11 protein-coding genes are annotated in these 12,366 nt (G+C 38.4%); 6 read left to right on the forward strand and 5 right to left on the reverse strand.

Translation table 11 applies throughout. The features are described from left to right. The first annotated feature begins 79 nt into the window (after nucleotides 1–79). Together DC53_RS10595 and DC53_RS10590 are read left to right on the forward strand one after the other, a co-directional pair. Nucleotides 80–1,357 (forward strand): Xaa-Pro dipeptidase, encoded by a 1,278-nt coding sequence (locus DC53_RS10595; RefSeq protein ID WP_033029670.1) that lies wholly within the window; start codon nucleotides 80–82, stop codon nucleotides 1,355–1,357. Nucleotides 1,358–1,676: 319 nt separating this feature from the next. Beyond that, nucleotides 1,677–4,097: a TonB-dependent receptor gene (locus DC53_RS10590; protein ID WP_033029671.1), complete on the forward strand. Its 2,421-nt coding sequence runs from the start codon at nucleotides 1,677–1,679 to the stop codon at nucleotides 4,095–4,097. 131 nt (nucleotides 4,098–4,228) lie between these two features. Here DC53_RS10590 and adhP read toward each other — a convergent pair whose 3' ends face one another. After that, nucleotides 4,229–5,239, reverse strand: a complete 1,011-nt coding sequence (gene adhP, locus DC53_RS10585) for an alcohol dehydrogenase AdhP (RefSeq protein ID WP_033029673.1) — start codon at nucleotides 5,237–5,239, stop codon at nucleotides 4,229–4,231. A 207-nt stretch (nucleotides 5,240–5,446) separates the two neighbouring features. Between adhP and DC53_RS10580 the strand changes: the two genes are divergently transcribed. Next, nucleotides 5,447–5,992 (forward strand): GbsR/MarR family transcriptional regulator, encoded by a 546-nt coding sequence (locus DC53_RS10580; RefSeq protein ID WP_033015088.1) that lies wholly within the window; start codon nucleotides 5,447–5,449, stop codon nucleotides 5,990–5,992. 40 nt (nucleotides 5,993–6,032) lie between these two features. Here DC53_RS10580 and DC53_RS10575 read toward each other — a convergent pair whose 3' ends face one another. Together DC53_RS10575 and DC53_RS10570 are read right to left on the reverse strand one after the other, a co-directional pair. Further along, nucleotides 6,033–7,049 (reverse strand): lytic murein transglycosylase, encoded by a 1,017-nt coding sequence (locus DC53_RS10575; RefSeq protein WP_033029675.1) that lies wholly within the window; start codon nucleotides 7,047–7,049, stop codon nucleotides 6,033–6,035. Further along, on the reverse strand, nucleotides 7,042–7,329 hold the full coding sequence (locus DC53_RS10570; protein WP_008134235.1) for a YcgL domain-containing protein: 288 nt from the start codon (nucleotides 7,327–7,329) through the stop codon (nucleotides 7,042–7,044). The genes DC53_RS10575 and DC53_RS10570 overlap by 8 nt, the downstream gene beginning before the upstream one ends. 155 nt (nucleotides 7,330–7,484) lie before the next feature. Between DC53_RS10570 and minC the strand changes: the two genes are divergently transcribed. Genes minC through minE form a run of 3 tightly spaced genes read left to right on the forward strand, consistent with a single transcriptional unit; the run spans nucleotide 7,485 to nucleotide 9,269 of the window. Next, on the forward strand, nucleotides 7,485–8,189 hold the full coding sequence (minC, locus tag DC53_RS10565; protein WP_007377617.1) for a septum site-determining protein MinC: 705 nt from the start codon (nucleotides 7,485–7,487) through the stop codon (nucleotides 8,187–8,189). Between the two features lie 5 nt (nucleotides 8,190–8,194). Further along, nucleotides 8,195–9,004, forward strand: coding sequence for a septum site-determining protein MinD (minD, locus tag DC53_RS10560; protein WP_007377618.1), 810 nt, complete (start codon nucleotides 8,195–8,197; stop codon nucleotides 9,002–9,004). 1 nt (nucleotide 9,005) lies between these two features. Next, on the forward strand, nucleotides 9,006–9,269 hold the full coding sequence (gene minE, locus DC53_RS10555) for a cell division topological specificity factor MinE (protein WP_007377619.1): 264 nt from the start codon (nucleotides 9,006–9,008) through the stop codon (nucleotides 9,267–9,269). A 155-nt stretch (nucleotides 9,270–9,424) separates the two neighbouring features. On the opposite strand, the gene rnd is transcribed toward minE, so the two are convergent. Together rnd and fadD are read right to left on the reverse strand one after the other, a co-directional pair. Then, complete coding sequence (gene rnd / locus DC53_RS10550; RefSeq protein WP_033029677.1) at nucleotides 9,425–10,555, reverse strand: ribonuclease D; 1,131 nt, start codon at nucleotides 10,553–10,555, stop codon at nucleotides 9,425–9,427. Nucleotides 10,556–10,606: 51 nt separating this feature from the next. Next, nucleotides 10,607–12,259 (reverse strand): long-chain-fatty-acid--CoA ligase FadD, encoded by a 1,653-nt coding sequence (gene fadD / locus DC53_RS10545; protein ID WP_033029679.1) that lies wholly within the window; start codon nucleotides 12,257–12,259, stop codon nucleotides 10,607–10,609. Nucleotides 12,260–12,366: the final 107 nt, after the last annotated feature.

Here is a 12,366-nt window from a genome sequence, read left to right on the forward strand (position 1 = left end):
TTCATCGTATTAAATTTGCACTTTTATCTGAACTTGTTACATTTCTATTAATTCAAATATGATTTAAAAGAAAAATAAAATGAAAAAACAACTACTCAGCACCTCTATTGCCTTACTTTGCTTAACCACTTTTAATACCCATGCCGTTACATACCTATCGGCTAAAGCCATGGTTGATGTTAAAGATGGCAAGCTCATTAAATCCCCCTTAATTACTATTGATGATGGCGTGATCACTAATATTGAACAAAATAAAAAACCAACGCTGACTAAAGATGATAAACATATTCAACTACCTGATTTAACCCTTATGCCAGGTTTAATGGATATGCATGTGCATTTAACGAGCGATCCTACGGTGCCGCGCAGCGAACGTTTAGGCCAGTCAGTTCCTAGAATGGCGATTAAAGCGGCTCATTTTGCCAAAAAAACCTTAGAAGCCGGATTTACAACTGTACGTAATGTTGGCGCAGAAGGTTACAGCGTTATAGCGGTGCGTGACGGCATAAATGCGGGTGACATAGTTGGCCCTCGTATTTGGGCTGCGGGGCCATCACTCGGCATTACTGGCGGGCACTGTGATAACAACCGACTACCTCCTGAGCTTAAATATACTTCAAGTGGCGTCGCAGACGGTCCATGGGCTGCACGTATAAAAGTACGCGAAAACATTAAATACGGGGCAAACGCTATTAAGTTTTGCGCCACAGGTGGAGTATTTTCAAAAGGGACTAAAGTAGGTGCACAGCAGTACTCTTTTGAAGAAATGAAAGCCATTGTTGATGAAGCCCATATGCGAGATTTACCTGTTGCAGCTCATGCACACGGTACAAGCGGGATTAAAACAGCCATTAAAGCAGGTGTTGATAGTGTTGAACACGCCAGCTTTTTAGATGACGAGGCCATAGCGCTTGCCAAAAAGCATGGTACTTGGCTTTCTATGGATATTTATAATACCGAATACACGCTAACTTATGGCGAGCAAAACGGCGTAGACGAAGAAAACCTAAATAAAGAACGCCAAGTATCTAAAAGGCAGCGTGATAGCTTTAGCCGTGCTGTAAAAGCGGGTGTGAAAATGGTGTTCGGTACTGATGCAGCAATTTATCCGCACGGAGATAATGCAAAACAGTTTAGCCGCATGGTTAAGTTTGGCATGACAGAGCTGCAAGCAATCCAAGCGTCAACGATTAATAGCGCGAAACTATTAAAAGTGGATGATCAGTTAGGACAAATTAAAGCAGGCTTTGCCGCAGATATAATTGCCGTAAAAGGCAATCCATTAACAAACATATCCCTTTTAGAGCAAATCCCTTTTGTTATGAAAGCAGGTGTTGTGTATAGAGCTAAAAAATAATACCGAGCTTTGGGTAAAGCCGCTATTTTCAGCGCTAACTGTGTTGAACTTACTTACCAAAGGCCACAAAACCTAATAAAAGGCTGAATAATTAAAACTCAGCCTTAATTATTTTCTAACATATACATTTTCTATTTTACCAAACTACTCCCAAACTAAATGTTAACGAATTTGCATTAATGTTTATAAAAAATCACTTAAAGCTCAAATATAAAGCAATCAACTCTATTAAATAAAAATTATTGAATTTTTTATTCACTTTAAAAACAATAACCATTATCATTCGCGCAAATAGTTAAATACGAATGCTTATCACCTTATGAAAAAATTTAAATACTCATTACTTACCTTAGCTTGCTTGAACGCGCACGCAACAATCGCAGCGACAACCTCTGTTGAAGACGATATTGAACGCATCAGCGTATACGAAAAACAAAACCGCGTTGTAATGAGCTCTGGTCTTGCTACTAAGTCAGACATGTCTTTAATGCAAACACCCGCACCGGTTGTAGTTATTGACCGTGAATTAATTGAATCTCAGGGCGTTGATAGCCTTCAAGATTTAGTAAGGAACGTAAGTGGCTTAACGCAGGCTGGCAATAACTATGGTATTGGTGATAATTTAGTAATTCGTGGTTTAGACGCAAACTACACCTACGATGGCATGTACGGTGGCGCAGGTTTAGGCAATACATTTAACCCAACTCGTTCACTTACAAATGTTGAATCTGTTGAGGTTTTAAAAGGCCCTGCAACAGGTTTATATGGCATTGGTAGTGCAGGTGGCGTAATTAACCTAATTGAAAAAAAACCAGAGTTTGAAGAAAAACACAAAGTAGCGGCTGAGCTTGGCCAGTGGGATAGCTATTCATTATCGTTTGATAGCACTAACGCTATAACAGATGATTTAGCTTATCGTGTAATGGCTAAAACAGCATCAAGTGACGGCTTTCGTGATTTAAAAGAAGATCGCGACGAAATTTATACCTCACTTAAATACGTGCTTAATGACAGACAAAACATCATACTTTCTGCAGCCTATATAAAAGATGAAATAGCGGTTGATTCTATTGGTCACCCTATTCGTATTTACAATGCAGAAACTGCAAACGGCTTAAGCGCGGGTGAAGTAACTGGTGACGATTTAGTAAACGATCCGACAGGAAGCGGCGTACAGTTAAGTGATGCACAACGCGACCAACTTGCTAATTCACTATCGGCATCTGATGGTTTAACACCTTACAGCTTTGGCACAAATGGTATAATTTCGCCAATGGCAGATGCTAATGAAGGTGAAGAACTGCGTTTTAAATTAACGCATAACTATTATATTACTGACGATTTGTTTTTAAACCAGCAGCTACAGTACCGCAACTACACATCAAGTTTTGCACGCCAAACCGGTGCTTATAACTACGTTTATTCAACGCGCAGTAACATTATTAATAATGACCCTCGTGCACCTTTAGTTGAAGACGGCGTACTTTACCCGTATGCAGCACGCCGCCAAGAATACCGCCAAGTAGAAGCCGATGAAAAATCATGGCAGTACTTTTTAGATTTACGCTATGACTTTATGCTAGGCGACGTAGATAACGAGCTACTTGTTAACGCAAACTACGAAGATAGAGATATTCGTTTTAAACAATTCTCAATATGGGATCAAGATTACGTACTCACAAACAATGATGGTGATGTAACGTACCAAGGTTCATTGCCATATATTTACGACATCAGAGAACCAAATTGGCCATCGGGTAGCTTTGATGATTACGATCCGCTTAAAACAAGCAACTATAATAAAAAAGTACAAGCATGGGGCTTAGGTATTCAACATGTAGGTTATCTAACTGAAGAGCTTACAACGCGTATTGGCGTGGCATATAACCGAATTGAGCAAACTTACGAGCACTTTGGTGTAGATGCACGCTATAGGGCAAGCCGTGCAGAACCGACACCCGAAGCGAGTACATCAGATTCTGGCTTAACGTATAATCTTGGTGCGACGTATCAGCCATCTGAAGATTTATCTGTATTTGTAAATCATTCAAAAGGCCGTACAGCGTATAGTGTATTAGGCTCTGTGGCGGGTAATGAAGCTGACCGAGAAGATTCAGAGTCTATAAGTAACGACTTAGGATTTAGATTTAAAGCATTTGATGACCAACTACTGGCATCTGTTGTTATATTTGAAAGCGCTCGTACAAATTTAGAATATGCAAATCCACTTTATGACGCTTTAACATCAAGCTCAGATGTACCTGAAAGCTATTATGATGGTAAAGAGCAAACAAAAGGTGTTGAGCTTGATTTAAACGCTTACTTGAACGATAAATGGAAAGTAAACGTAAACGGTATTTATCAAGATGCACGTGACAAAAGTAATCCTAACAGCAGCAGTTACGACACACGCCAAAAAGGTGTGCCTTACGTAACAGCAAGTACGTGGGTAACCTACTACGCAGATATGTTTAACTTACCTGAAGCTGTAAATATAAGTGGTGGTATTACGTTTGTAGATAACCGCAGTACTAATTCAAGTTCGTTCTCGATTCCTGATGGTTATGTACCAAGCTACACGATTTACGATACAGCGGTATCGTATACAACTGATAAATGGCATATGCAGTTAAACTTAAATAACTTGTTCAACAAAAAGTATTACTCAAAAGCGATGTTTTTAGGTGGTATGCCAGGGGAAGAGCGTAATGCAAAACTAAGTTTTAGTTACACACTTTAACTAGTTAACCTGAACTCTGGATAATAAATCTATCTCAAGCAGCTATTTTCAGCGCTCAGGTCAGTTAAATACTTAAAAAGCACGGTTTTTTAGAAACCGTGCTTTTTTGTTTGATGAGCGCTTAATTTAGGTCAGATAGTAACCACTATGCGACCGTTAATTTCACCTTTGAGCATATCGTCAAAAATTTCGTTTATGTCCTCTAAGCGCTTTTCTTCAATAATTGCTTTTACTTTACCTTGAGCAGCAAATTCTAAACATTCTTGCAAATCTTTACGTGTACCAACAATAGAGCCCACTACTGACACGCCATTGAGCACTGTATCAAAAATAGGAAGTGGCATATCCTCTGGAGGTAATCCCACTAATACACATTTACCGCCACGGCGTACACTTTTATAAGCTTGTTCAAACCCCGCTTTAGAGACCGCAGTACACACAACACCATGCGCGCCACCTACTTGTTCGAAAATAGCTTCACTCGGAACCACGTCTTTAAAATCGAGTGTTATATCTGCGCCAAGCTCTTTAGCAAGCGCGAGTTTTTCTTTGCCTGTATCAACAGCTATTACATTCAAACCCATTGCTTTGGCGTATTGAACCGCTAGGTGCCCAAGACCACCGACGCCAACAATAGCAACCCACTGCCCTGGTTTAGCACCGGATACTTTTAATGCTTTATAGGTTGTAACGCCTGCACAAAATAATGGAGCCGCCTCAGAAAATCCTAACCCCTCTGGTATTTTTACAACGTAATCGCCATGGGCCAAGCAATACTCTGCATAACTACCATCAATAGAATAACCAGTATTGTGCTGCGATAAACACAGTGTTTCTTTACCATCTAAACAAAACTCACAATGCCCACATGCACTATATAACCAAGGAATACCCACTCTATCGCCAACTTTAAGGTGTTTTATGTTACTGCCTAGCTTTTCAATAACACCAACCCCTTCATGCCCTGGTACTAGTGGCATTTTGGGTTTTACAGGCCAATCACCATGACAGGCATGTAAATCAGTATGGCAAACTCCACAGGCTGCTATTTTTACTAGTACATCGTTAGTTCCAACCTCAGGAATTGGCAGGTCAGTAATTTCTAATTTACCTTTATATTCATTATTTATTGCAGCTTTCATAATCATTCCATCGTATGTAAGAAGTCGTAAGTTAAAAAAAGTATTTTCGTCAGGTTATTTAAATAACATAACCTAATATAGGCGGATACAAGTTAATCTAAATCAAACTTTAGTAGCGAAAAACAAATTTTACACTGCGTAAGATCTTGCTATCCAAAATCAGCGTGCTAGCATTTACTTTCTGAAATTATTGAAAGTTAATAAGCTATGAGTTTATCCGAAAAGAATTTTGCCTTTGTAATGCATTGTGGTGAGATGGGCAGCCGCTGGGGATTCAATCGTACCATCGGACAAATGTGTGGTTTGCTGATTATTACTAAAAACCCAATGACAGCCAATGAGATTGCAGATGCGCTTAGTATTTCTCGCGGTAATGTAAGTATGGGTATTAAAGAGCTGCAATCGTGGCAGTTAATTAAGGTGCAACATATACCTGGAGATCGAAAAGAATACTACGCCCCTGCAGGTGAGATTTGGGATATGGCTAATCGTGTTTTCGAAGAACGAAAAAAACGAGAAATAGAGCCAACGCTTACGCTTCTACGCGATAACTTACTAGATGAAGCCAGTAATGACGATGAACTTTACGCGCAAAAACAAATGGGGGAAATTCACAACCTACTTGAAACCGTCACTAAATGGTCATCAGAGCTGCAACGTTTAACGCCAGAGCAACTTAATAAGCTGATGAAGCTAGGTTCTGGAATTGGTAAAGTTATTGACCTAAAAGATAAGATATTCAAAAAAGAATAAAGCCGCAATTGCGGCTTTATTTATAGCTATATTTCAAAAATTAGATTTTTGGATAACCAATTCTATCCGACAAGTAACCTACGCTAGTAGCAAAGTAATACGAGCGATTCCAATGCATAAACACTTTGTAGTTATCGTACGCTAAATACATACGACCATTTATGTCATCAGGCATAACCAGCGCAGCACGTACGTCTACATTAGGTAAATCAGAACCATCAGCTTTACGGACACCCAGTGCTTGCCAATCAGCTAATGAGCGCTCTGAGTCGTTCCAATATTCTAACCACTGCTTGCGTGTTTTTGTTCCACGAACTAAAACATATTTACTATCAAAATTTTCAGGTAACTGAACTTGGCGACCCCAAGTAAGTGAGTCATTCCAACCCTCTTGCTTTAAATAATTAGCAATTGAAGCAAATGCATCTTCCTTTGTAGTCCAAATATCTTTGCGGCCATCGTTGTTGTAATCAACCGCGTAGGCATTAAATGAAGTAGGCATAAATTGTGTTTGCCCCATTGCGCCTGCCCATGAGCCTTTAAATTTATCAAGCGTTATATGACCTGATTTTAAAATATCCAGTGCAGCCCAAAGTTGGCGCTTATAAAGCGCTTCTCGGCGTCCATCAAAAGCAAGCGTCACTAATGATGAAATAACGTTATGACCGCCTTGAATTGTACCAAAGTTACTTTCAAGTCCCCAAAGCGCGACTATAAAGCGTGCTTGTACGCCAAACTCTTTCGCTACTTTTTCAAGTACCTCTTTGTTTTCTGCGTAAAGCTTACGTGCGCGGTCAATTTTCCATTGTGGTACACGTTTTGGTAAATACGTTTCAAGGGTTTCTTTTACTTCTGGCTGGTTTTTGTCAGCCGAAACCACTTTTTCTTTATACGTTGCTGTTGCAAACGCATCGTCAATAAGTTTGGCCTCATAACCTTTTGCAATAGCTTCTTGCTTTAAATTAGCTAAATAATCTTGAAAATCAGCCTGAGTTTTTGCAATCACAGGTGAGTTTAAACATACACCACATAATATAACGATAAGTTTTTTAATCACTATCGACTCCATTGTCTTTTCGTAATTGGCTTAGCAAATTTTGCTCAGGTGGTGGAATTTGTAAGTAGTAGCCTTTATCAGGGTTTGATAACGCTGCTTTTACAGTTTCTAAATCTGCCCCACCTAAATGCTCACGTTTTGCTAAATTGATGATCATCACATAAACAGGTTGACCAAACATAGTCATCAAAGGTTCCGGAACTTTACTAAAATCATCTCTTTTTTCAACAAATAAGAACGTATCCGCTTTTTTCTTACTTTTATATACTGCAGTGAGCATTATGGCCCTATAAATTCTTGCTTAACAATGCCGCACACTATAACATGAGAGTAATAATAAGTTAGAAAAATTAGATTAGAAATTTCATTAAAGGCCTTATTCAGCCTATGTTTATCTAAGATTAATTTCTGATCAGACAATTCAATTGAGCGTGTATGTCGGACCAAATTTTTGAGTTAAAAGGGAATCTTTTTACGTTATCAGTTTTGCATCTCTATACTACTGATATAAACCTTTTAGCAGAACAACTGTATATAAAAATAGCCCAAGCACCTAAGTTTTTTGAGGGTGCACCTATTGTTGTTAACTTAATTGAGATAAAAAATAGTTCACTCGATTTTGTTCACTTAAAATCATTAATCGAGCGGATGAGTTTTAATGCTGTTGGTGTGTGTAATGGTTCTGATGAACAACACATAGATGCGAAAGCTGCTGGGCTCTCTGTTTTAAATTATTCACAAGACGTTAAGAGTGAACCTGTTAAACAGGAAACTAATACGTCTATCATTGAAAAAAATGTAATTTTACCAGCACAAATTATCAATGGTGCTGTACGTTCGGGACAGCAAGTTTATGCAAAAGACAGAGACCTAATTGTGTTAGGTGCTGTAAGTCATGGCGCCGAAGTTATTGCCGATGGTAATGTGCATATATACGGAACTCTTCGCGGGCGGGCTATCGCCGGTGCAAAAGGATTAAAAAATGCACATATATTCTGCCAAAAATTAGAGGCAGAGCTTGTTTCCATTAATGGTAATTATTGGATCAGTGATTCACTCCAAGGTGAGCATTGGGGAAACGCCGTGCAAATACAACAAAAAAATGAATCATTAGAAATTTCAGCTTTGGTTAAAGGATAAATCTCATGGCAAAAGTAATTGTCGTTACCTCAGGTAAAGGCGGTGTTGGAAAAACAACATCAAGTGCTGCAATCGGCACAGGCTTAGCACTAAAAGGCTATAAAACTGTTATTATAGATTTTGATATTGGTTTACGTAACCTAGATTTAATTATGGGTTGTGAACGCCGTGTGGTTTATGACTTTGTAAACGTAATCAACGGTGAAGCAAAACTTAATCAGGCGCTTATTAAAGACAAGCGTGTTGATAAATTGTTTTTACTCCCTGCATCGCAAACGCGTGATAAAGACGCATTAACACGTGAAGGTGTTGAACGCGTACTAAACGAATTAAAAGAAGACTTTGATTACATTGTTTGTGACTCGCCAGCTGGTATTGAAGCCGGTGCAATGATGGCAATGTATTTTGCTGACGAAGCAATTGTGACAACTAATCCAGAAGTGTCGTCAGTTCGAGATTCGGATCGTATTTTAGGTATTTTACACAGCAAATCGAAACGTGCTGAAGAAGGCCTAGAAAACATTAAAGAACACTTACTATTAACACGCTACAATCCTGATCGAGTTGCTAAAGGTGAAATGTTATCAGTCGAAGACGTACAAGACATTTTAGCTATTGATTTATTAGGTGTTATTCCAGAATCTCAAGCGGTACTAAGTGCATCTAACTCAGGTCAGCCCGTTATATTAGACAGTGAGTCTGACGCTGGGCAAGCTTATGCTGATGCTATTAACCGCTTACTCGGTGAAACCGTCGATTTTCGCTTCTTAGATGTAGAGAAAAAAGGCTTATTTAAACGGATTTTTGGAGGTTAACGTGTCTTTACTTGACTACTTCCGCTCAGAAAAGAAAAACAGTGCGTCATTAGCAAAAGAGCGATTGCAGATCATTGTCGCGCACGAGCGTTCTCAACGAGGAACGCCGGATTACTTACCACAATTAAAACAAGATATTTTAGATGTGATCCGTAAATACGTGAACGTAAGTAGCGATGCGGTACAAGTTCAATTCGATCAAAACGAAGATGATCTAGCTGTTCTTGAGCTAAACGTTACGTTACCTGATGAAGAAAAGAAGTAAATATAAAATGGGCGCTTAAAGCGCCCATTTTATTTATATCTGCTTTGTAATAGCGGCTCTAAATACCTATGCTTTGATCCTCTGCGCTGAACTAAAAGTTTTTCACCATGCAAATCAACAGATAAATGTCACACAATTAAAGGGTATATTTAATCTTAAGTATCCCACTCTTTTAGCGCATCTTGAACATATGAATAACGCCAAGAGCTAAGTAAGTCAGGCTTTATATGACTCTTTTTTTGCTCATTAGTAAGCTTCCAATTCCAACTGATCAATTGATTAATTTGCTTTTTAGAAGCCATAACGTCTTCTGGTATATTGTGCTCTTTAGCTACTTTGGTGATTTTTTGCTTTATATCTTTAGCAACTTTTTTGTAAGTAGGAAAATCAATTAAGCGCTTAAGTACTTCGGGGTGCTCGTTCTCAGGTATTGCTTTAGCTGCTTCAATACATTTTAGTACCTCAACACCAGAACGATTAACTTCTATAGCTTCAACACCAGGAATTTGACGAAGAGCATTTAGACTAGAAGGGCCACGTTTTGCAATTTCAGTCATGTTATGTTCTTTTAAAACAAAATTAAGCGCTAAATTTTTTCTAATTGCTTTATTTCGTCGCCATACAGCAAGCTCTTTTAATACAGCCAGCTCATGTGGTTTAAGTTGCCATGCATTTTTAATATCTTTATATAAAAGTTCATCGGGTGTTTGAAACGCACGTTTATTAGCAATTAATTCGCTTTCATTAATAACAATATCAAATAAATCAGCTGCTTTAATACGCTCAATAATTAATTTAAAACACGGCAGCAAATGAAATGTGTCAGCTGCTGCATAATCAAGTTGTTTAGTCGTTAACGGACGTTGCAACCAATTAGTACGCGATTCACTTTTATCTATTTCAATACCCAGCAGCTCTTTTACCATAAGCGCAAAACCCATACAGTTGCCTTCACCTAGCAATTGCAGTGCAAATTGTGTATCAAATAACGGCGCAGGGACAAAGCCTGCGTATTTTTGAAATACTTCAATATCCTCTGAAGGTGAATGTAATACTTTTAGTACGGTGGGGTCTTTTAATATTTGCCAAAAATCAAACAAAGAAAGTTCAGCCAGTGGATCAATCAAAGCTAAATGCTCGCCATCAAATACTTGGATAAGTGCAACTTCTGGATACAAAGTGCGACGACGCATAAACTCGGTATCAATAGCTAAAATAGGCTTGTTTTTTATTTGTTCAACAAAAGTGTTCAGTTGATTTTGTGTTTCGATTAATTGATATTGCACTTAGTCTCCTACAATAAAAAAGCCGGCTATTGCCGGCTTTTTTATAGGTTGCTAATCTTTCAAGGCTCTTCTGAGTATTTTACCTACATTAGTTTTAGGTAATTCATCCCTAAACTCAACGAGCTTGGGAACCTTATAATTAGTTAAATTATCACGACAGTGATTTATTATATCTTTTTCAGTCAAAGAAGGGTCTTTTTTTACAACAAAAACTTTAACTTGTTCACCGCTTGCATCATGTGGAATACCAATAGCTGCTACTTCAAGCACACCTTCGTGCATAGCGATAACTTCTTCAATTTCATTTGGGAAAACATTGAAACCAGAAACAATAATCATGTCTTTTTTACGATCGACGATAAAAAAGAAACCTTCCTCATCATAGGTTGCAATATCACCTGTTGCAAACCAACCATCTTTTAAACATTCAGCGGTTGCATCTGGTCGCTTGTAATAGCCCACCATAACCTGAGGTCCCTTAACGCATAGCTCACCAGGCTCACCTTGTGCAGCCTCTTCACCATTATCAAGAATTAACTTTATATCAGTATTTGGCGCTGGTAAGCCAATAGAGCCGTTGTACGCTTTCAAATCGTAAGGACTGATAGTCACTAAAGGAGCACATTCAGTAAGGCCGTAGCCTTCCATTAATTTTGAGCCAGTTACTTTTTGCCATTTTTCAGCGACTGGACGTTGAACGGCCATACCGCCGCCTAATGACATTTTCAAATGGCTAAAATCAAGTTCAGCAAAACCTGGAGTATTTAACAAGCCATTAAATAACGTATTAACACCCGTAATGGCAGTAAATTTTGTTTGTCCTAATTCTTTAACAAACCCGGGCATATCGCGCGGATTAGTAATTAATAAGTTTAAACCACCATATTTCATAAAGGTTAAGCAGTTAGCCGTTAATGCAAAAATATGATAAAGCGGCAATGCGGTAACAACAACTTCTTTACCTCGTTCCAATACTTTATCTAAACAGCCCGATACTTGCTCAAGATTCCCCACCATATTACCGTGGCTCAGCATTGCTCCTTTAGATACACCCGTTGTACCACCAGTGTATTGTAAAAAAGCTAAATCGCTTAAGTTCATTTCCGGGCGTTTATATGCATCTGCATCTGCTTCTAACAAGTCAGAAAACTTAATCGTATTAGGTAAATTGTATGTAGGCACCATTTTTTTAACGTGCTTAACAACAAAGTTTACTATGTGTTTTTTAAGGCCACCAACCAAATCGCCTACTTGCGTAACTACGATATGTTTAACATCAGTATGTGCAAGTGATTTTTCAAGCGTATCTGCAAAGTTTGCAAGAATAAAAATTGCGGTGGTATCAGAGTCTTTTAATTGATGCTCTAACTCACGCACGGTATAAAGTGGATTAACGTTAACAACCACACAACCCGCACGTAAAATACCTAAAATTGATATCGGCGTTTGCAATAAATTGGGCATCATAACAGCGACTTTGTCGCCTTTTTTGAGACCTAAATTATTTTGAATGTAAGAAGCAACTTTTCTGGTTGCTGTATCAATTTCGTCATAAGACAATGTTTTACCCATATTAGTAAATGCAGGTAAATCTTTGTAGTCACTAAAACTTTTTTCGAACACTTCGAGTAACGAGTTGTAATGCTCAGGATCGATTGTTTCAGGCATACCCTCTGGGTAGCGCTTAAGCCAGATTTTTTCCACTCTTAGCCCCTGTTTATAATTATATTTTTATTAACCTTAATCTAAGTAAGGCACTTTAACAATTGAGCAAATACTCTAATGCGGGAATAATCCCACATTTATCGACA

It is taken from the genome of Pseudoalteromonas fuliginea, from assembly GCF_000690055.1.
GTDB lineage: Bacteria > Pseudomonadota > Gammaproteobacteria > Enterobacterales > Alteromonadaceae > Pseudoalteromonas > Pseudoalteromonas fuliginea.

Coding starts and splice junctions, on each gene's coding strand:
- DC53_RS10595 (WP_033029670.1), top strand. CDS start 80: ATGAAAAAACAACTACTCAGCACCTCTATTGCCTTACTTTGCTTAACC.
- DC53_RS10590 (WP_033029671.1), top strand. CDS start 1,677: ATGAAAAAATTTAAATACTCATTACTTACCTTAGCTTGCTTGAACGCG.
- adhP (WP_033029673.1), bottom strand. CDS start 5,239: ATGAAAGCTGCAATAAATAATGAATATAAAGGTAAATTAGAAATTACT.
- DC53_RS10580 (WP_033015088.1), top strand. CDS start 5,447: ATGAGTTTATCCGAAAAGAATTTTGCCTTTGTAATGCATTGTGGTGAG.
- DC53_RS10570 (WP_008134235.1), bottom strand. CDS start 7,329: ATGCTCACTGCAGTATATAAAAGTAAGAAAAAAGCGGATACGTTCTTA.
- minC (WP_007377617.1), top strand. CDS start 7,485: ATGTCGGACCAAATTTTTGAGTTAAAAGGGAATCTTTTTACGTTATCA.
- minD (WP_007377618.1), top strand. CDS start 8,195: ATGGCAAAAGTAATTGTCGTTACCTCAGGTAAAGGCGGTGTTGGAAAA.